Below are 19,563 nucleotides of genomic sequence, written 5' to 3'. Positions count from 1 at the left end.
GACAGACGACGAATCCTGTACCCAAAAAGGTAGCTAATAATCGAATCGTTACAGGCCCCAACCAGTTATGGCAAATGGACATTAAGTATGGGTACGTCGCCGGCAAACGTCGGCATTTCTACTTAGCGAGCATCATCGATGTATTTGACCGAAGCATTGTCGCACATCATCGTGGAAAAGCCTGCAGTACAGAGGACATTNTTATTCGCTTCTACAATAATGAACGTATTCACGGCAGTCTTAATGATAGGTCACCAAGAGAGTATCTACGCTTGGTGACCGTGGGATCCATAACACCGCCAAAAATTGCCCTATAGTGCGAGAATGAGAGTATGAACGTGGTAAGTGTCCAAAATTAGGGGGTCAAACCGATAACCGCCTTAAAGCCCTTGTTGTGCAGGGCCCGATACTGTTAAGACGGTAAAACCGTCTTAATAGCGCGACTCCGGGCACATTTTGCTGCGGGATGAGACTTTAACACGGAATAACCGCCTTAAAGTCTCTGTTGTGCAGGGCCCGATACTGTTAAGACGGTAAAACCGTCTTAACAGCGCGGCTGCAGGAACATTTTGTTGCGGGATGCGACTTTTGTGCAATCAAAACGCCTTAATGTGATTTTCCATAATTAATTAGAAAACGGAGCCCGCAAACCCGCGCGGCTCCGTTATTTATGTTCCGGAATTGATTGGAAATTGAATTGTCTCGTAATGAAACGTACCTTCTCAACCGTAATTCAATTGCAGCTTGGCAAACATATCCCCAGCGTGGACCGTTTGTTGGACGATGTATTTCAAAACTCGTTGGAAACAATGAACTTGTTGTGTCCGTATAGCTGACCGCATGCTGCATCAATGTCCGTTCCGAATTGAGTTCGCACAGTTACTTTGATTCCCTTTGACTTTAAGATACTGACAAACTTTTGAACCCGATCTTTGTCTGATTGATGAAAGCTTTCAGGCGTCACCTCGGTTGAATTGTAGGGGATTAAATTGACGTGATATAAATGTTCCCAAGGACCTCTGTGCTTTAACAAAGCAGCAATGGCTTCCGCATGCTCATTTGAATTGTTTTCTCCTCGAAGTAATATATACGCAATATATACTTTTCTGCCCGTATCACGAATATGCTGATCCAACTTGTTTAACACATCATGAAGCGGAAATCGATTGTTAATGGGCATTAGCTCGCTCCGCTGTTCGTCGAACGGAGAGTGCAGTGAAAAGGTCAGGTTAACTTGTGGAAATTCCTTTGTCAGACGATCGATACCCGGCAAAATTCCGATGGTAGAAACTGTAATTCTTCGATGCCCCAAGCCAAAGGTTCGTGGATCTGTTAGAATCATAAGCGTGTCGAAGATATTAGGATTGGCTAGCGCCTCTCCCATTCCCATAAACGAAACACTATCCAAGGCATGACCATTTAAATGAAAGTATAACAATTGATCGGTGATTTCATCAGCGGTTAGATTTCGTTTCAGTCCGATTGTACCTGTAGCGCAGAAGCGACAACCATATCCGCATCCGCACTGGCTGGAAATGCAGTATGATTTCCAGCCGCGCTCATAGCTTAGTTGAACTGCTTCTATGCGTTCACCGCCCTCAATAGAAAGATGCACTTTATTCACTTGTCTGGATGTCTTTTGCATGACAGGGGTTAAGTTCAAAACGTATTCGCCAAGGTTCTTAATTAATTCGTTTCTTGTACCCTTGGGTCACCAATTCTTTGCTTGAAGATCGCATCCGCAATTTGTTGGAACCGATACGCGGGTTGTTTCAATACTGTCAATATGTGTTGAATTATTTCGTATTTCGAAGTTTATTTCATGTTTTTTCTCCTCTTGAGCCGGAGAAAAAGCCTTTAGCACCCTTTATTGGTGCTTAAAATCTACATTAACCAACTACGTGCATCTATCGATAGATGGATAATGCTCCGGCATCCGTTTAGTTTGATCGTGAACCGTACCAATGGACAATGAACGGTTCACATGAACATTTACAACTTCAAACATTTATTTCAACCTCCTAATATAAAATAAGCGTAAATTTACATTACAGTTCGACGATTTTGGTGGCGATATTTTTACAAAATTCACTATCGTGCTCTACAAAAAGTATTGTCGGAGAATGTTCCAACAATAGTTCTTCAATCTGCATACGGGAAATGACGTCAATAAAGTTTAACGGTTCGTCCCATATATGGAGATGTGCCTTCTCGCATAAGCTCTTTGCGATCAGTACCTTTTTCTTCTGTCCGCCGCTGAATGAAGACATGTCTTTTTCAAATTGTATGCGTGAAAAATCGAGTTTCCTTAAAATCGCTTTGAACAAGCTCTCATCGATCTCGTTCTGGCTCGCATAATCTGATAAGTTGCCCTGCAGATGTGAGGTATCTTGTGATACGTATGAAATTTTTAATTGACTACCTTTGCGAAATGTTCCCGTTAAGGGGATCTCCTCGCCAAGAATTAGCTTGAGAATACTTGATTTTCCCGAACCGTTTGGACCCGCAAGTGTAACGCGTTCTCCTTGTTCAATGGTAAAGGTTACGTCGTTGCATACTGTGTGTTCCCCGTAATGGATAGAAACATGCTCTAATTCCACCATTTGCCTTTTGTTATAAGCAAGTTGAGTGATTTTCAGACTTTCCGAGCTTTCGATATTTTTCAGGAGTTTGGAACTCTCCTCAATCGAGGATTGTTGTCTCTGTTCAATCGATTTGGAACGTTTCATCATTTTGGCGGCCTTGTGTCCGATATATCCTTTATCAACTTTCGAACCGGAATTGCGAGTGCCGTTTTTTGTTTTCTCTACTTCGTGCGACCAGTTACTCGTTCTCTTTGAGGCTTCGGATAGCCGTTTAATGTCTTTTCGCAGCTTGTCGTTCTCGGCTAGTTCATAGTTATCCTGCCTTTGTTTATTCTCCCACCAGTCCGAGAAATTACCTTTCTGGACCTCAATATGAGTTTTGTTTATCGAAAGAATGTGGTCCACGCAATTATCTAGAAATGCGCGATCGTGCGAAACCAAAATAAATCCATTCTTAGTTTTTAGATAATCGCTGACCAGCTTCCGTGCGTGAATGTCCAAATGATTAGTTGGTTCGTCGATAAGCAGAAAACTGTTTTCCTTCAAAAACAAGGTTGCAAGTAATACTTTCGTTTGCTCCCCGTTTGACATGGTTTCAAACGGCCGATACAACACATCCTCTGACACCTTCAGCAACGAAAGCTCGCGTACGATCTGCCAATGCTCATAGTCGGGATAAATTTCGTCGATAACGTCCAAGGTATTATATTCCTTGTGTTCAACATGGAAGGGGAAGTATTCAAAGCTGACATTTGTTGAAATGGTTCCGCTGTAATCATATTTACCAAGCAGCAGGTTCAGAAATGTTGTTTTGCCTCGACCGTTCCTTCCAGTAAAACCCAATTTCCAATCTGTATTAATTTGAAAGCTAACGTTTTCAAAGATGTTGTCGTAGCTACCGTCATAAGCAAAAGTCAGGTTGGTCACATTGATTAAAGACATTGTCAAAATCCTCCATAAAAAAATAAAGAGCTACAAGAAAGTTACCTTTCTTGTAGCTCAAATAAACAAATACTAAAATATAACCCAATTCATGGATTAGATTTTGTTATTTTATTTGAGTGAAGAGAATAAGTAACTTTCTTGCTTAACAAAGAATAAAACAGTTTTTGTTTTATCATTCGTAAATAAGCAAGAAATTTTACATTATTCTCATCATCTCCCCTAGATTAATTACCAGCATTGTAGCACAACCATTTTCACATTTCAACTTTGTATCAAGATTCTGTCAGTGCTTGTTTTCGAGCAGGCTGGCTTGATGGAACAAAGCAGAGAAGCGTCGTAACAAGGGCTAATGCAATAAACACGACTGATCCCAATATGGAATCCGATACAGCATGAGCAAATTGCATCTTGGAAGGCTGATCCGTTTGGATAGCTACATGAAATACGGTTATGAGAACAGCCAAACCTAATGAAGAACCGCTTTGATGCGCGACGTTAATGAGACCCGAAGCCGCACCGTTATCTTGAGGGTCCACACCTGAGAGCCCCAAAACGGTAAGCGGTTGGAACACCATTCCGGCGCCAATGCCCATGATGCTCAAAAGAATGAACATTTGCGGAAAGAACTCCGCTTGCCCAGAGACGATTCGGCTCATCCAGAGTGTACCAATGATGGCTAATAACAAACCGGCTATCAGGACTTTGCTATTTCCATAACGCTGCACTAGCCCAGGTATCAGATACATCATCCCGAACTGGGCGACTGTAAATGGCAGAAAAGCTAAACCTGCTTCAAGCGAGCTGGACCCGAGGACATTTTGCAAATATTGAGGGATAAAGAAAAAGAGTGAAAAATTCCCGCACACCATGAAGAACCTTCCCAGATAAGCCCCGGACCGCTGTCGGCTCGCGAACAACCGGAGTGGGATGATCGGCTCAGCCGATCGGGCTTCAATAAGGACGAATGCCGCTAACAAAACAATCCCGGACGCAAGTGAAATCCATGTTTCGGGCTCCCCCCAACCGCGCTCGGCAGCTTGAACAAAGCCGAATACCAACGCAGTCATGCCGATTACGGAGACAATCGCACCCCAAAAATCAAAACGTCCAGTCCTCGTACTTGATTTCTGAATAAACCTCTGTACCAAATAGAGCAAAACAATCCCAATGGGTATATTGATAAACATTCCGACGCGCCAAGAAATAAAATCGGTGAAAAATCCGCCAAGAAGGAGACCGATACTGCCGCCTCCAGCCGAAACCGCGCTGTATATCGCGATCGCTCTGGCACGTTCCTTGGCCTCTACAAAGCTTGCCGACAGCAAGGCTAGCGCAGCAGGTGTTGCCAAAGCAGCCGCAAAGCCTTGGAATGCACGGGAAACAAGCAAAATTTCGGCTGTCGGCGCCAAACCGGCCAGCATAGAAGCCAGCGAAAATAATCCGATGCCCACATTAAGCATTCTTCTGCGCCCCAAAAGATCCCCAGCCCGGGCACCGAGCAACAAAAAACCGCCGAACGGCAAAATGTAGGCATTTTGCACCCAAGTTAAGCCGGTTGCCGTCATATGCAGCGAACGACCGATTTGAGGTATTGCCGTTACCATAATGGAGGCGTCAAGCACAACGATAAGTTGACATGCGATGATAATGATTAAAATGATCCATTTTGACTGATGCATAAACATGTTCCTTTCCCTTTTTAGAAGTTAGTGTTCTGAAACCTATTATGGACGGAATCGGCGGAAGGAAGTAGACCGTTCCTGCTTAAAAATTGCCTAAAGCTGCAAATGCCTATATAATTTAGATAAGGATGGGAGGGATGGAATGCATGCCGGAACAAAGACTGGATTACCGAACTGTAAATGAAAAAAGTGTATCTATTCATAAGAAAGCGTTGGATCAGCTCATTGCCGTAACGGATCGGATGAACCTGGCAGATGGGCGGACGTCAACTATATTTCCGTTTTTTACCATTGTCAAAAACAGTTGCGATACAGTGCGAAGTTCAGGTATTTTGACTCAATCCTTTTGTCTGATCCTTCAAGGGATGAAGAGACTTTACCTTGGTCAAGATATCTTTCACTACTCAGCGGGTGATTATTTGGCATCGCTCATCGATATGCCGGCTTCCGCCCAAGTCATCGGAGCTACGGAACAATCGCCTTATATCGGTTTGCGTATCGATTTTACGACGCAAGAAATCGCTTCTGTGGTCACGGAGGCGGAAATCATCACGGAGCCAAAAGGGAAAGTTCTAAGTGCCGGAGCCTTCATCGGAAAATCGGACGCCGAGCTACTGGATATATTTTTCCGGTTACTGAAGCTACTCGATAAGCCGAAAGAAGCTCGATATCTGTCCGAACTGATCAAAAAGGAAATGATATTTAACTTACTGTCAGGAGATTTTGGGCACTTATTTTTCCCAAAGGTGCTCTTTGATCAAAGAGCGGATGGAGTCGGTAAGGCGATCCAATGGATCAAAGAAAATTACGAACGTTCTTTTAGCGTCGAGGAACTTGCAAAATCCTGCAACATGAGTACCTCCGGACTGCATCATAAATTCAAAACCATCACAACCATGGGGCCTTTGCAGTATCAGAAGCAACTTCGCCTTCAGGAAGCCAGGCGCTTAATGTTGAGCGGTCCCATAGGGGCAACTACGGCCGCATTGACGGTAGGCTACGAAAGTCCGTCGCAATTCAACCGGGAATACCGAAGGCTTTTTGGTCTGCCTCCTCTGCAAGATATGAAAGCGATGCGTAAATCTTCGTGCGCTTGGGGATTGGATGATAGTTAAGGATGGATGTCATCTCGAAGGGAATAGGCTCGGGGCAACATAATATGGAACAATAATAACGGAGCCTCGCGAGTTAGCGGGCTCCGTTTTCTGATTTATTAGAAGGATGCTGACAGCCGGATTTTTTTTGGATACCGGAAAATCGAACGGATGCATTGGCATTCATTTCTCCCACTTATCCTTTTACCGAACCTGCCAAGCCATTGACAAAGTACTTCTGGAACATCAAATATACGATGAAAATGGGAACAATCGAGATCAGAACGGCCGCATTGAGCAATGTGTAATCCGTCGTAAACTGCCCACGGAAAGCCATCAGCCCGGTTGTAATCGTTTTCATCGTGTCTTTAGTGATAAAAATTTGCGCTAGTAAAAATTCATTCCAGGTCGCCATAAAGTCGAAAATAACCAGTGTCGCGATCGCCGGCATGGAAAGCGGGATAATCACCTTGAATAATTTGCCCATATCCCCGCAACCGTCGATCAACGCCGCCTCATCCAGCTCTTTCGGTATCGTTCGGAAAAATCCGCGCAAAATCAAAATACCAAACGGAATCCCGAAGCCGATATAGATGAGAATAATGCCGGGATACGTGCTCACCAAATGCGTCTTATTCAGAAAAATGTTCAGCGGCACGAGCGTAGCCTGAATTGGAATCATCATACCGACCAGAAACAGCGTAAACAGCGGCTCGCTCCATCTGAAGTTCAACCTCGTCAATGCGAAGGCCGCCAAAGCTTCGATCAATATGCCTAACGGTACTTTGATGACGCTGATGAGGACCGTGTTCTTCATATACATATTCATTCTGCCTTGTTCCCAAGCTTTCATGAAGTTATCCCAATGCAGCTTCTCCGGCAAGGAGTAGAACGGGTGATTCATCAAATCCGCATTGGATTTCAGTGCAGTGAAGCCGATAAACACAAGCGGTATCATAAACAAGATAGACAGCATGATCAGTACAACATAGCGGACGGCTCCGGAAATCAGTCGGACTCTTGCTTCATGCATAACTGAAATTCACCTTCCTCCCGCGATTAAAAATGCGATTTCTTCGTGGTGTTATACACATATGGAACGATCACGATCATGACGATAAACACGAGCATCCACGAAATGGCCGACCCGATCCCAATATTAGCGAATTTGAAAGTTTGGTAATACATCCAGGAGGAGAGCACCTGGGTGCTTTCGGCCGGCCCTCCGCCCGTCATGGCATAAATAATGTCGTAGACCTTCATCGAAGCGATAATGGTGGTTGCAATGACGATGACGAACGTTTCTTGCAGCAAAGGGATCGTAATATACCGGAATGCCTGAAAAGGCTTTGCTCCATCGATGAAGGCAGCTTCATAGGGATCTTGCGGGAGCGTGGACAAGCCAGCAAGGAAGAGTACCATTGGCTGACCCACTCCTTGCCACACCCCGGCCGCAAACACTGCATAGAGTGCGATTTTCGGCTCCGCAAGCCAGGCGTGCGACCAGCTCTCTAGTCCGAAGCTTTCCAGAACTTTATTGACAAACCCTTGCGTCGGATTATACATCCATGCCCACACGGTGGCGACGACGACCCCAGACAAAATATACGGAAAATAGAAAATTCCCCGTAACAGCGTGCGACCTTTAAATTTCTTATTCAATAGCAATGCTAGCGACAAACCGAGCCCCAAAGTCACAATGAGGGAACCGAGCATCCATAGCAAATTGTTTTTCAGTGCCCGCGGAAAAACGGTGTCCTTCGTAAATAAATCGATATAGTTGAGAAAGCCGACGAAAGTTTTGGAGGGAGCCACCCCGTTCCAGCTGAAAAAACTGAGATATAGCGTATAAATCGACGGTACGAATATAACCGTCAAGTAAATCACCAATGCAGGCAGCAAAAATAGCCACGGCTTCACGGCCTTAAGTCCCATCCATCTTCCTCCTTCCGGAAGCGGCTGAAGCGATCAATCGCTTGATCGCCCCGGCCAACCAAACATGTATTACTTTTTCTTATTCTTGTAATCGGTTGCTGCTTTATCGATTTCCTGTGCGGCCTGCTGCGGTGTCCACTCGCCGAGGGCAACACGATCTTGAGCCTCAAATACTTTCTGGATCACCTGCTGCGGCAGAGCCTGGTCCATAATCAGGAAGGCTCCATCATTCGCGCTATCCAGCATTTCTTTCAGATGCGGCGTCTTATCGGATATTTTCGTATTCAGCGTTGCCGGCGAACCGTATTCCTCAATATATTTATTAACCACATTCACACTGGTCAAATACTCGCCAAGTTTCACGGCCGCTTCCTGCTTCGCCTTATCGCTCATGCCGTTAATTTGGAACATTTCAGCGAACACCGATGGGCGGGCCGGCTTTTGCTCGGTCGGGAACTTGAACACGCCGAAGTTCTTGGCGTCAGTTGCGTTAGTGTTGAGATTTCGGTCGAACCAGGTACCTTCATTGATCAAGCCAGCTTTTTCTGATAGATGAGCGCTTCCGCTTCCTGCGGATCGAGCGAGACGTAACCTTTCGGGAAGTAGCCTTTGTCCGTGTACTCCTTCAACTTCTCGAACGTTTTCACTACAGCCGGTTCATTCCAAGACGCATTCAAGCTCGTCAGTTTGTCATGCAGTTCCGGTCCGCCGAAATGCTCCAGAAGCGCTTCCGTAAGCCGCATCGTATGCCAGCCGCCCTTGCTTCCGAACGCCAGCGGAGTGACGCCGCCGTCCTTCAAGGTTTTCAACTGAGCTTCAAAATCCGCGAACGTCGCTGGGGGCTTCAAATTGGCTTTCTCATACACGCTCTTCGGATACCACATGCCCAGTACGTTCAGATGGATCGGTATGCCGGATAGTTTGCCATTGTAGGTGGACATATCCAGAGCGGCTTTGTTGTATATTTCCGCGTACTTATGATCCTTCGCAATTTGCGTCAAATCGAGCGTCAAGCCGTTCTCCGGATAGAAGGAGCCTAGCGAACCGCCCCAAGTAAACCACATATCCGGAAGTGTCTTGGAATTGGCTGCAAGCTTCAGGTTTTCTTTGATCGGATCCGTTCCATATTTACTAATCTGCACGTCAATGTTCGGGTATTCCTTCTTGAAGTCGTCGACCGCTTTATCAAGCCACTCCCAGTTGTTATCCAGGCGCCAAAGCGAAATGGTTACTTTTGAGCCTGCATCTTTCTTGTCGCCCGCGGCAGGTGCAGTTGCACCTGAGCTGCTAATGTTGCCGCTGCCTTCCGTGCCGCCGCCCGAGCTGCACCCCGCCATAATACCGCCGGCAAGCATAACGGATGCAAGTACGGAAATCACTTTTTTCATACTTTTTTCCCCCTCGTAATCAATTGGATGATGTTTTTCTGATTCTTAAAGCCATATATGGTTTAGCAGGTAAGTCAACTCGGCAAGCACCCTGATACACGCCTTCCATCCGCGAAACCGTCATATTCCATGTATCGATAAGGTCAATCTCAAATCGAAGTCCTTCCGGCAGCTGCAGCATTCGAAATACGGGGCGGCTCTGTCCGAAATACACCCAATAATATTCGGAATCTACTCCGCCCGCAGCCGCATCCCACTTGAAATTGATCGAGGTTGCTCCAAGTAGCGGCCCATCTTCCATAAGCTCCTGCAGGAAGCGGATGCGCTCAGGACTTTGTCCATGGAGGACGCCGCCGTGCGACCACCAGATGATATTTTCCGGATGCACGAACGTTTCACCATGTGTCACATAGCCTCCAAAGGCCATTCCCCGCCAAAAGCATTCCGTCATCGCTTCCGACGTCAAATTGCCCCAGCCATGGTTCAAATCACCCTCGTACCGACATTCGTCGACGACGATCGGTTTGCGGTAGAGATCCCGCCATTCAGGGATAAAATTAAGATCGTGATGCTGAATGCTGGCATGCGTAACCCATGGCTTGCCATGATCGTACCAATGCATATTGCTGCGATAATGAATCTCCGGATTGTGCCAGTTATGTATCGACCGCAGATGCTGGTACGGATCGAACTCTTGGATGATGCGGAAGAACTTGTCCCAATCATGCATCGATTTGCTATGCATCAGGTCATATTCGTTTGCAAGCGACCACCAAATGTTCCGGAAGGAAGAAAGCCGAGCGACGGCATACCGCAAATACAACTCGTCCGTCTCCGGGCTCATCGTTGAGAACCCCCAACAGTCATACGGGTGAAACAGGATCAAATCCGTTTCAATGCCGAGGTTCATCAAATCCTGAATACACTTCTCTAGATGCTTCCAGAAGACTGGATCGAATTTGGCAAAGTCCCATCCCGACTGGGGAGATCCTGCAAAAGGATAATGCTCAGGTTCGTTCAGGTTGTAGTCATAGTGCTTTGGAAAAACGCACATCCGGATTTTGTTGAAGGGAGCTTGACGCAAGCTAGCCAAGGTCTGCTCTTCCAACAGCTCCCCCTGGTGAGTCCAAGCGTAACAAGTCGTACCGTAAGGCCGGTAGCATGTACCGTCGGCATAAGAGAAGTGGTAGATGTTGTCCACCCGAACGGGTCCGTGGTTGTTTGGCCCCGGTTGTGCGCAGCACAGCGTACCCGTATGACCGTTTAAATCGGCGATATTGCTAACGGTTTCAAACGTCCACTCACCCGGAGTGTCCGGCATAAAACGGACGCAGTACTGTCCGTCTCCGTCATAGAAGCCTTGCACTTCCACAACCCGATGGCCGTATCGGAAGCACCCCGCAAACTGAACATTCTTAAACGGATTTCCATGGTACGGTCCGGCACAACAGTATTCGAATATCCCCCATTGCTCAACTTCGAAACTATTTTCTGCGCGATTCATACGATTCGGTTCCTTTCGTTAAGTGATAACCTTATTGTATGAAAACCTCCGAGATGCCGTAAGTAACCGAACCTGCAATATCCTATGCAATTATGTCCATTTCAACAAAAAAGGCCGGCTCGCCCGGCACTTCAATAGAATAATTTTGACATTCCGTATGTTATTTTGCTCTGAACAGCCTTTTATTGATTCCGGTATTCCAACGGCGTGATGCCGAATTTCTCTTTAAACAACTTGCTGAAGTAGTGGGGGTTCGTATAGCCGATCTCAGATGCGATCTCGTATACTTTTTTATTCGTTTCGCGAAGCTGCTTTTGAGCGTATTCGAGCTTGTTGCGAATCACGTAATCGCTGAAGTTCTCTCCTACCTCCTTCAGGAAAACCCGGCTTAAGTAGCTTTGACTGACGTGGATGTCCGCAGCGACTTTACCGAGCGTAATGTCCTCATCGAGCAATTGCCGGTCCACCCATTCCTTCGCCATGCGAACAATCAAATTATCGCTTTGCTCTTTGGCAGGAAGCCGAAGCAGCGCCTCCATGTAAGCTTTGGGCAAATCTATCATATCATCGTAACTGGAGCTATGAGAGTAAATGACGGCTGCATTTAAAAGCTCAAGCACTTTTTTTCGTAAGCGTTCCAAATATTTGTTTCTTTCCACATGTTGGGTAGACGCAGCCTTCGCCAAGTGCGGAGCGATCCAAATGATCTCGCGATAATGGCGATGAAAGACGATGCCTCCCCAATCTTTGACAACCAGTTCGTCAATAAAGAAAAGCAATGAAACAAAGCGCAAATGCTCGGAATCGGCGCTTTCCGCAACCGCATCTTCCCTTTTTCGAATGACGGTCAGCCAGCATCCTGCCTTAAATTCGTCCGTCATCAGTTCCGGAGGAAAAGGAGAAGACGGGAACGTATACTTATCCAGCAGCGACAGCAAATACTCATTCTTTTCGTCACCGGTCAGCTGCTGGCGTGAGGGTGGCTTGTGCTCCTTCAGCAGCTTTATCGTCTTGACCAGCACCTCTTTGATTTCGTCCTCGTCCATCGTCGGTTTATGCAAATAATCGACTGCACCGATACGAAGCGCTTCTTTCGCATAGGCAAAATCATCATAACTGCTCAGAAAAATAACCTGCACACCCGGATACCGCTGTTTGATCTGCTTGGCCAGCTCCAGCCCGTCCATGCCGGGCATCCGGATGTCTGTTAGGACGATGTGAATTTGCTGTGTCTCCATAATGCTTAGCGCCTCTTCACCATTGGAAGCTTCCGCTTTCCAGTTGAGGTCGAGGCTCTCCCAATTGATCATATAACGAAGACCGACCCTGACAATCGATTCGTCTTCAACTACGAGCAGATTCCACATCGTCCGCCACCGCTTCCGTTGTAATGTAAGGCATGCTAAGTTTGACATTAGCCTTGCCATCGTGCTGTTTGACCGTAAGCCCATATTGATCGCCGAAACGCAGACTAATTCTGTCGCGGACGTTCTTTAGCCCGATATGAACCGAATCTTCCGATACACCGTCCATTTGCCGCAGCGTTTCTTCCGTAAATCCTGTGCCGTCGTCCGAAATTTGCAAAATCAGCGTCGAATCTTCATCCTGCAATTCTGCCGATACAACGATGTGCAGCATACGCTCCAAGCCTTTCGCTCCATGGAAAATCGCATTTTCAAGCAACGGCTGGAGCAACATCGGAGGCACGGCTGCATTCAGCAGCCTTTCGGGTATTTCCCATTCCACTTCGAATACGTTCGTATACCGCAGATCCATCAAGCTGACGTAATGCTTCAGCAATCCGATTTCTTGTTCAAGACTGACAAGCTCGGCATCGAGCTTCATATTCGCATGCAGCAGCTTATTCAAGGAATGGATCAGTTTGGCGATTTGTCTGGACTGTTGAAGCAATGCCAGCATGCGGATGGAATTCAGCGTATTGTACAAAAAATGAGGCTGCATCCGCGCACGAAGAGCGTACAGCTCGGATTTCCGTTTTTGCCGTTCCTTATCCTCAATCGATTGGACCAATTCATTGAGCCGCAGCACCATTTTTCCATAGCTGTTTTGCAATTGGCCGATTTCGTCGCCTCGATCGAGCGGAACAGGCACCAAAAATTTCCCACGTTCCACTTCCCTCATGGAGCGAATCAATCTCGAGATCGGAGTGGACAGCCCTCTTGCCAGCAGCCAGGAAGCTACAGCCGCCGTGAAGCCCATCGCAATTACGATCGCTATCGTATAGTTGCGGATCGTTCGGCTTCCTTTGAGCATTTCATCCTTGTTCACGCCCATATATACTTTCCAGCCCAGGTAGTCGCTTTGCAAATATACGCCGCTGAACGTTTTCCCGTTTACGTCTTCCGAGACACTCGCTTCCCAACTGCCGCTCTTTTGATTGATGCCGATCGATTGAATTCGCTGCGCCAGCTTGTCATCCGATTTATAGATCAGATTTCGGTCTTGATCGAGGACGATAACCTGAACATGTTTCAGCTGCAGCGAATTGACGATCTTAGGAATGAAATCAGGCAGCATATACAGGGCAATGACGGCCAAAGGCTTGGAATCCTCGTCCAATATCAAACGGGAACCGAGAATCGCTTTAAAGGGCTCATTAAACTGATGAATATCCATGATACCGGTAACGACGAATCCTCCCTTTCTAGCCATCACCTGCTGATACCATGCCGAATCCCTGGCCCGGTCTTCCGGGTTGATGGTGGAGTTGCCGCTAATCAAATAGCCATTCTCCGACCCGTTCATGCCGTAAACCATCAACCCTTTGATCGATGAATTAATGGATGGATAGACACTCATGAGACGGATCAACGTCCTCTGTGCATCCCGCTCCGCAGTTCCCCACCGCTCCGGGCTCGTGTAAGGCTTATTCAAAAAACCGAACGTTTCCGGTGTAAAATAAGGAAGCATGGAAAATCGGTCGAAGTCATTGATTTGACGTTCGATCGACGTGTTCAACTGGGCGAGAATGATGTTCAGATCCTGCTCAGTCTGATCGTGAAGCATGACGGACGATTTCTGGTAAGCCGTAATGCCGATCAGCAGAGAAGGGATGCTGCTGAGCAGCAGAAACATAAAGAACAATTTGGTCTGAAAGCGCATATTTCTCCATCTCGACATCGCTACACCCCGCTTCAGCTCGATTTCTCACTTAACCTACCATTGCCGGTGAAATTTTGTCAATGAGACCTAGATGCTTGACCGTGCATGACCCCCTTTTAAAAAGATCTGTTGTAGAACTATATACAGGAATAAAGGATTACAGAAATAAGGAGGAATGGGTTTTGGGAGCCATTATTTCAATCGGTAATCAAAAAGGCGGCGTTGGCAAAACGACAACCACGGCCATCGCGGGCTATCTTCTCTCTAAGAAGTACAAGGTTCTCTGTGTGGATTTCGATAGCCAAGGCAATTTGACACAGTTTCTTACTCAACGAGATATACACGATTACTCCAAGATGACTATTTTTGAAGCATGTAAAAACAAGAATCCTACCCCCTACATCCGCAAGTTAACCTACAACCTTCACTTCATTCCAGCTGATGAAATGCTAGCAACTCTGCCCATGCTGATCCATCAAAATCCTTCAATGAGTTCGACCATTTTGAGAGATACGCTACATAAAGTCAAGGCCAAATACGACTACATACTTATTGATTTACCTCCAAATCTCGGTGAGCACACGATTAATGGTTTAGTGGCTTCAGACTATGCAATCGTCATGCTGCAGTGCGAACCAATGTGTTACGACGCGCTGGACAGATACATAGCAACAATGATTCACATCAAAGAGGTTAAAAAGCTGGACCTTGTTTTATGCGGCATATTGCCAACAATGATCGATTCTAGAACAATCATTGATAAAACAATCATTGATAGGGTAAGGAGAGAATACGAGGGAGTTGTGTTTCGAACGGAAATAAAGCGAAGAAATAGAATCAAGGAGTTTTCTATTACAGGAATACAGGAGTACAGTAATACGGATACATCGGCACTAAGCAATTATAGAAATTTTGTCGAGGAGCTGGAGCAGCGTGTCCAAGCGTGATGCGATTGAGCAGTTATTAGGAAAACGGCGAAGTCAAGAAATACAGGAAACTGTAAATACAGGTTTACAGAAACCTGTAAATAAGAAAAAAGCAACTTTTGATTTCGATGATCAATTCCATACGGAGTTAAAGATATTCGCCGCGAAACAGAATAAGAAGATGGTCGATGTAGTGGTAGAAGCCGTGAATGAGTATATGCGAAGACATAAAAATACCCCACCAGCCGAATAGGCCAGTGGGGATTTGTTCATTTTACAGTCTGCCGGGTAAGAATCTAGCTGTCAATTGTCCCTTTCCAATCACCTCCTTCCCCCATATGCTATTGTCAAAAAGGATGAGGACCTTGAGGATTGTGGATCGGCTGGCCAAATGGAAAATGCATCGTTTTTACGCGAGGAACCCCTTGCTCGTGAAACATCTGCCGCCTACGGCGGTGATGACACCTTCCTCTCTTGCTGTTTTTCTCGGAAAATACAAAACAGTGTACATCAAAGGCAATACCGTTCATACAGGCAAAGCGGTGATCAAAGCATGGAAAACAGCGGACGGCTACCGGTACGTTTGGAAAACCGGAAGAGTGCTCAGCGCCTCCTCAACGACGGATTTATTCCAGCAAATCAAGCGTCGCATGCCCCACGAGCTATTTATTGTGCAAAAGGGAATCGATCTGGCCCTGATGAAAGGCAGAGCCTTCGACGTTCGCGTGATGGTAATGCGGGACCGCCTCCGCCGCTGGCATTATGCAGGCATGATCGCAAAAATTCACGGGCCTCGGAGCGTAGTTTCCAACTATTCGGCAGGCGCGAGCTACACAAGCATTGAGAATGCTTTAGGCAAGGCCGGTTTTACCGCGAAAAAAGTTGGGGAGATCAAGCGCCGGATGATCGCTCTCAGCCGAGCCATCATTTTTTATTCCGAGAAGTACCCCTTCTTTTCCTACCAGAGCGGGATCGATCTGGCGGTAGACAAGAAGGGCAATATATGGATTATAGAGGTTAACCTTCATAGTCCGGGTCATTTTGTTTTCAAAGTGCTGAAAGACAACTCTTACCAGACCATCAAACGTCTTTATACCGAATACCGTAAATATAACAAGCGACGGCTATAAAAAGAACCGCAGTCCCGTTCATTTAAGTTGAACGAGACTGCGGTTTCTTTTTTTTATTTCCACCGCCGGAAGTCTCTGCGAATTAACAAATACATTTGATTAATCAACTTACGTCTATTATTATATAAACAAGATAACTTTGAAAGCTTGGTGGATATTTGTAATGACAAAAGTGGATCGGAGAATTCTTAAATCACAAGAAGCAATGAAAAATGCCGTTATTGAATTGATGACTGAAAAAAATTTCGATGATATTACAATTCAGGATATTGCCGACCGGGCAAACATAAATCGTGGAACCATTTATCTTCATTATCAGGACAAATTTGATTTATTGGATAAACTCATAGAAACATACATTAACGAATTGGCGGAGATGGGTGAATGGGCATGCAAGCTGGATTGGAGCAGTGCTCTTATACCTTTTTTCGAATATTTTGAGAAAAACTATTTATTCTTTTCGACCATGTTAGCGAGTAAAGGAGCCCCTTCTTTTAGGACACGGCTTCTTGATTTTATTACGGAAGGATTTAAGGATGAGATTGACAAAGAAAGCGGAAGAAATACGGATTTAAGCGAAGATGTTATGTTGCAATATGCTGGGACCGCTTATGTAGGTGTAATTGAATGGTGGATCAGGAATGGAATGCCATACCCGCCTCAAGCAATGGCCAAACAAGTTGGTGCCTTGTTAGAGAGAAGTCTATAGTCGATGTATAACAAGAGCGTCCTGCTTAATTATCAAGACGCTCTTGACATTTCTATTATTTTGCTAGGATTAATCGTTATTCGTTCTCCATCGTGCTGATGTCGATCACAAATCGATAACGGACGTCTGAAGCTAGTACGCGCTCCCAGGCTTCATCAATCTGTTTGGCGGAAATAACCTCGATCTCAGGTGCAATATGATGTTCAGCGCAAAAGTCAAGCATTTCCTGCGTTTCGCGAATTCCACCGATCATCGACCCAGCGAACGACCGACGATGAGGGATTAGTGAGAATACCTGTACTGGCAACGGTTCAGCTGGCGCACCGACGTTGACCAATGTACCGTCCAGCGCCAGCAACGAAAGGTAGGCATTAATATCAATGTTCGCACTCACTGTGTTCACGATGAGGTCAAACGTTCCAGTCAGTTTCATAAACGTCTCTGGATCGCTCGTGGCATAATAATGGTCCGCGCCAAGCTGTAAACCGTCTTCTTTCTTCTTCAAGGTTTGTGATAAAACAGTAACCTCTGCTCCCATGGCATGAGCGAGCTTCACGGCCATGTGTCCAAGCCCACCAAGTCCAACAACAGCGACCTTCTTGCCGGGTGCAGCTCCCCAATGGCGCAGCGGTGAGTACGTTGTGATGCCGGCGCACAAAAGCGGTGCGGCGGCATCAAGCGCAATACCGTCCGGAATTCTAACCACGAAGTCTTCAGTTACGACGATGTGAGTGGAATAACCACCCTGTGTATATTGCCCGTACTTGTCGATAGCTCCATAGGTGCCCGTCATTCCATTGAGGCAATACTGCTCCTCTCCCTTACGGCAGCTATCGCACTCTCTGCAGGAGTCAACCATACAGCCTACCCCTACTCGGTCGCCGATGGCATACTTTTTGACTTCCGAACCAACCTGGGTGACAATTCCGGCGATCTCGTGGCCTGGAACGAGCGGATAGTTTACCGGTCCCCACTCGCCGCGAGCTGTATGGATGTCAGAGTGGCAAATACCAGCGTACTTAATCTCAATGAGGACATCATGCGGCTCAAGATCCCTGCGCTCTATAGTTGTCAGTTTGAACGGACCTTCTGGACTGAATGTAGCACGTGCATTAGCAGTAATCATATATAACCTCCTGCAATCCATGTTAAATTTTAATCAACGTATGTTTATAATTATAAATGGAGCCAAGATGTTTTCAATGGTTAAAAGAACGCAATTCGTTGATTATTGAACAAATCAATAATAATTATTGATTATCTTTAGGGTAGTCTAGAAAGTTGTTGAGTGGGAGTAAACATGTAGTTTCTTAGTAAAATGGCTACAAAACTCAATATCAATGATAGTAACCCCACTAATACAACGTATTGCGTACCCATTTCTGATATAAATAACCCACCTACTGCAGCACCAAAAGTTGTTCCTAAGTTAGCGGATGTTAAAAATATTCCATTAGCGAAATCAGGTGCTTCTGGAGCTGAAGACATAATCCAGTATTGATTCATATTCGCCCCTATACCGGCTAATATCCCCCAAATTAAAGTAACGATAGCCATCGGTACGCTAAACTTCCCAACTAAGAATAGAATGATGTATACGGCTCCCAATGCAAAAGGGAAAATCACAACAGATTTATTCGCATTTTTAGTAAGCAACTTCCCTGCCACAATGTTTCCAATAATATTGGCTCCACCGTGTATGAGTAACATGAAACAAATTGTGTTCGAAGACATACTCGTTACAGTTTTCAGATACTCAGCAAGATAACTATAAACTCCAAACACGGCTGAGTTTAATAAAATGACAGCCACAATGGAAAGCCATGTCATTGATTTTTTCAATACGGATAATTGCGCTCCGTAAGAAAGTCTTTCCTCAACAGGCATAGATGGTACAAAAATCAATGTAGCAATGAATACAATAGCATTAACAAAAGAAAAGAATGCCATCGCCATTTCAATCGATACGGCATTAGCTATAAAACTTACAATGGGTACACCGACTACCATTCCCGCAGATACTCCAATAAAAACTTTAGAAACAGCTTTTGCGGCTTCTTCCTTATTAACTGAGGCTGCAGCTACGGTAAAAGCCAATGAACAATAAATTGGATGAAAAAAAGCAGGAACTACACGAGCAATTAATGCAAGGGTGAAGTTCGTTGTAAATATGGATATGATGTTCCCCAAGACGAAAACACCAAGTACGAGTAACATGACCGTCTTCCGATTTATCCCCGAAAACAATAACGGCATAGTTGGACCAGACACAGCAACAGCAAGGGCAAAAAGACTCACAAGCAAACCTGCTTTTGGTACACTGACATGAAAGTGATCAGAAATAGAAGGCAAGACGCCAATAACTCCCATTTCCGTATTTATGATACCGAAAACTCCAATGGTCAATATGAAAATCAACAAGCGATTTCTTTTTACCAAAAACACACTTCCTCTCTTCATTTGAGACGCTTAGCTTTTATTCCCAGCCCTTCGTCACTTCTCCACGGTCCGTGGCAGGTGCAGGAGCAAAAGAAAGTGCTGA

17 protein-coding genes and 1 pseudogene are annotated in these 19,563 nt (G+C 45.6%); 6 read left to right on the top strand and 12 right to left on the bottom strand.

Features of this window, described 5'->3' with window-relative positions:
- Positions 1 to 74: 74 nt before the first annotated feature.
- Positions 75 to 317 carry a hypothetical protein gene (locus tag ACFQZT_RS17970; RefSeq protein WP_460872072.1) on the top strand — a complete coding sequence of 81 codons (243 nt, stop codon included), beginning with the start codon at positions 75 to 77 and terminating at the stop codon, positions 315 to 317.
- A gap of 473 nt (positions 318 to 790) precedes the next feature.
- On the opposite strand, the pseudogene ACFQZT_RS17965 reads toward ACFQZT_RS17970, so the two are convergent.
- The 3 genes and pseudogenes from ACFQZT_RS17965 to ACFQZT_RS17955 all read right to left on the bottom strand — a co-directional run bounded on the left by ACFQZT_RS17965 (position 791) and on the right by ACFQZT_RS17955 (position 5,215).
- Positions 791 to 1,800 (bottom strand): annotated as a pseudogene (locus ACFQZT_RS17965) (Cfr family 23S rRNA (adenine(2503)-C(8))-methyltransferase).
- A 248-nt stretch (positions 1,801 to 2,048) separates the two neighbouring features.
- Positions 2,049 to 3,527, bottom strand: a complete 1,479-nt coding sequence (locus ACFQZT_RS17960; protein ID WP_379302215.1) for an Lsa family ABC-F type ribosomal protection protein — start codon at positions 3,525 to 3,527, stop codon at positions 2,049 to 2,051.
- A 275-nt stretch (positions 3,528 to 3,802) separates the two neighbouring features.
- The gene (locus tag ACFQZT_RS17955) at positions 3,803 to 5,215 is read right to left on the bottom strand and encodes an MFS transporter (protein WP_379302214.1); all 1,413 of its coding nucleotides are present in this window, start codon (positions 5,213 to 5,215) and stop codon (positions 3,803 to 3,805) included.
- A 143-nt stretch (positions 5,216 to 5,358) separates the two neighbouring features.
- Here ACFQZT_RS17955 and ACFQZT_RS17950 point away from each other — a divergent pair, with 143 nt between their 5' ends.
- The gene (locus tag ACFQZT_RS17950) at positions 5,359 to 6,327 is read left to right on the top strand and encodes an AraC family transcriptional regulator N-terminal domain-containing protein (protein ID WP_379302213.1); all 969 of its coding nucleotides are present in this window, start codon (positions 5,359 to 5,361) and stop codon (positions 6,325 to 6,327) included.
- Between the two features lie 175 nt (positions 6,328 to 6,502).
- Here ACFQZT_RS17950 and ACFQZT_RS17945 read toward each other — a convergent pair whose 3' ends face one another.
- The 7 genes from ACFQZT_RS17945 to ACFQZT_RS17915 all read right to left on the bottom strand — a co-directional run bounded on the left by ACFQZT_RS17945 (position 6,503) and on the right by ACFQZT_RS17915 (position 14,274).
- Entirely contained in the window at positions 6,503 to 7,339 is an 837-nt protein-coding gene (locus ACFQZT_RS17945; RefSeq protein WP_379302212.1) for a carbohydrate ABC transporter permease, read from the bottom strand.
- Between the two features lie 26 nt (positions 7,340 to 7,365).
- Positions 7,366 to 8,241: a carbohydrate ABC transporter permease gene (locus ACFQZT_RS17940; protein ID WP_379302211.1), complete on the bottom strand. Its 876-nt coding sequence runs from the start codon at positions 8,239 to 8,241 to the stop codon at positions 7,366 to 7,368.
- Between the two features lie 69 nt (positions 8,242 to 8,310).
- The gene (locus tag ACFQZT_RS17935) at positions 8,311 to 8,775 is read right to left on the bottom strand and encodes a type 2 periplasmic-binding domain-containing protein (protein WP_379302210.1); all 465 of its coding nucleotides are present in this window, start codon (positions 8,773 to 8,775) and stop codon (positions 8,311 to 8,313) included.
- Positions 8,772 to 9,629, bottom strand: coding sequence for an ABC transporter substrate-binding protein (locus ACFQZT_RS17930; RefSeq protein ID WP_379302209.1), 858 nt, complete (start codon positions 9,627 to 9,629; stop codon positions 8,772 to 8,774). Before ACFQZT_RS17930 ends, ACFQZT_RS17935 begins: the two co-directional genes overlap by 4 nt.
- 19 nt (positions 9,630 to 9,648) lie before the next feature.
- Positions 9,649 to 11,133 carry a DUF5605 domain-containing protein gene (locus ACFQZT_RS17925; RefSeq protein ID WP_379302208.1) on the bottom strand — a complete coding sequence of 495 codons (1,485 nt, stop codon included), beginning with the start codon at positions 11,131 to 11,133 and terminating at the stop codon, positions 9,649 to 9,651.
- A 182-nt stretch (positions 11,134 to 11,315) separates the two neighbouring features.
- On the bottom strand, positions 11,316 to 12,500 hold the full coding sequence (locus tag ACFQZT_RS17920; protein ID WP_379302207.1) for a response regulator: 1,185 nt from the start codon (positions 12,498 to 12,500) through the stop codon (positions 11,316 to 11,318).
- On the bottom strand, positions 12,478 to 14,274 hold the full coding sequence (locus ACFQZT_RS17915) for a sensor histidine kinase (RefSeq protein ID WP_379302206.1): 1,797 nt from the start codon (positions 14,272 to 14,274) through the stop codon (positions 12,478 to 12,480). Before ACFQZT_RS17915 ends, ACFQZT_RS17920 begins: the two co-directional genes overlap by 23 nt.
- A gap of 164 nt (positions 14,275 to 14,438) precedes the next feature.
- Between ACFQZT_RS17915 and ACFQZT_RS17910 the strand changes: the two genes are divergently transcribed.
- The 4 genes from ACFQZT_RS17910 to ACFQZT_RS17895 all read left to right on the top strand — a co-directional run bounded on the left by ACFQZT_RS17910 (position 14,439) and on the right by ACFQZT_RS17895 (position 17,021).
- Positions 14,439 to 15,203, top strand: coding sequence for a ParA family protein (locus tag ACFQZT_RS17910; protein ID WP_379302205.1), 765 nt, complete (start codon positions 14,439 to 14,441; stop codon positions 15,201 to 15,203).
- Entirely contained in the window at positions 15,190 to 15,435 is a 246-nt protein-coding gene (locus tag ACFQZT_RS17905; protein ID WP_379302204.1) for a hypothetical protein, read from the top strand. The genes ACFQZT_RS17910 and ACFQZT_RS17905 overlap by 14 nt, the downstream gene beginning before the upstream one ends.
- Positions 15,436 to 15,556: 121 nt before the next feature.
- On the top strand, positions 15,557 to 16,312 hold the full coding sequence (locus ACFQZT_RS17900) for a YheC/YheD family protein (RefSeq protein WP_379302228.1): 756 nt from the start codon (positions 15,557 to 15,559) through the stop codon (positions 16,310 to 16,312).
- Positions 16,313 to 16,475: 163 nt separating this feature from the next.
- Positions 16,476 to 17,021, top strand: coding sequence for a TetR/AcrR family transcriptional regulator (locus ACFQZT_RS17895; RefSeq protein ID WP_379302203.1), 546 nt, complete (start codon positions 16,476 to 16,478; stop codon positions 17,019 to 17,021).
- A gap of 76 nt (positions 17,022 to 17,097) precedes the next feature.
- On the opposite strand, the gene ACFQZT_RS17890 is transcribed toward ACFQZT_RS17895, so the two are convergent.
- Together ACFQZT_RS17890 and ACFQZT_RS17885 are read right to left on the bottom strand one after the other, a co-directional pair.
- Positions 17,098 to 18,147 (bottom strand): NAD(P)-dependent alcohol dehydrogenase, encoded by a 1,050-nt coding sequence (locus tag ACFQZT_RS17890; RefSeq protein ID WP_379302202.1) that lies wholly within the window; start codon positions 18,145 to 18,147, stop codon positions 17,098 to 17,100.
- A gap of 137 nt (positions 18,148 to 18,284) precedes the next feature.
- On the bottom strand, positions 18,285 to 19,460 hold the full coding sequence (locus ACFQZT_RS17885) for an MFS transporter (RefSeq protein ID WP_379302201.1): 1,176 nt from the start codon (positions 19,458 to 19,460) through the stop codon (positions 18,285 to 18,287).
- Between the last annotated feature and the right edge of the window lie 103 nt (positions 19,461 to 19,563).

It is taken from the genome of Paenibacillus sp. GCM10027628 (assembly GCF_042676385.1).
GTDB lineage: Bacteria > Bacillota > Bacilli > Paenibacillales > NBRC-103111 > Paenibacillus_E.
The sequence above is the reverse complement of the archived record's forward strand: the minus strand, read 5'-3'. Positions and strand labels throughout refer to the sequence as shown.

Coding starts and splice junctions, on each gene's coding strand:
- ACFQZT_RS17960 (WP_379302215.1), bottom strand. CDS start 3,527: ATGTCTTTAATCAATGTGACCAACCTGACTTTTGCTTATGACGGTAGC.
- ACFQZT_RS17955 (WP_379302214.1), bottom strand. CDS start 5,215: ATGTTTATGCATCAGTCAAAATGGATCATTTTAATCATTATCATCGCA.
- ACFQZT_RS17950 (WP_379302213.1), top strand. CDS start 5,359: ATGCCGGAACAAAGACTGGATTACCGAACTGTAAATGAAAAAAGTGTA.
- ACFQZT_RS17895 (WP_379302203.1), top strand. CDS start 16,476: ATGACAAAAGTGGATCGGAGAATTCTTAAATCACAAGAAGCAATGAAA.
- ACFQZT_RS17920 (WP_379302207.1), bottom strand. CDS start 12,500: ATGTGGAATCTGCTCGTAGTTGAAGACGAATCGATTGTCAGGGTCGGT.
- ACFQZT_RS17945 (WP_379302212.1), bottom strand. CDS start 7,339: ATGCATGAAGCAAGAGTCCGACTGATTTCCGGAGCCGTCCGCTATGTT.
- ACFQZT_RS17915 (WP_379302206.1), bottom strand. CDS start 14,274: ATGTCGAGATGGAGAAATATGCGCTTTCAGACCAAATTGTTCTTTATG.
- ACFQZT_RS17940 (WP_379302211.1), bottom strand. CDS start 8,241: ATGGGACTTAAGGCCGTGAAGCCGTGGCTATTTTTGCTGCCTGCATTG.
- ACFQZT_RS17930 (WP_379302209.1), bottom strand. CDS start 9,629: ATGAAAAAAGTGATTTCCGTACTTGCATCCGTTATGCTTGCCGGCGGT.
- ACFQZT_RS17925 (WP_379302208.1), bottom strand. CDS start 11,133: ATGAATCGCGCAGAAAATAGTTTCGAAGTTGAGCAATGGGGGATATTC.
- ACFQZT_RS17890 (WP_379302202.1), bottom strand. CDS start 18,147: ATGATTACTGCTAATGCACGTGCTACATTCAGTCCAGAAGGTCCGTTC.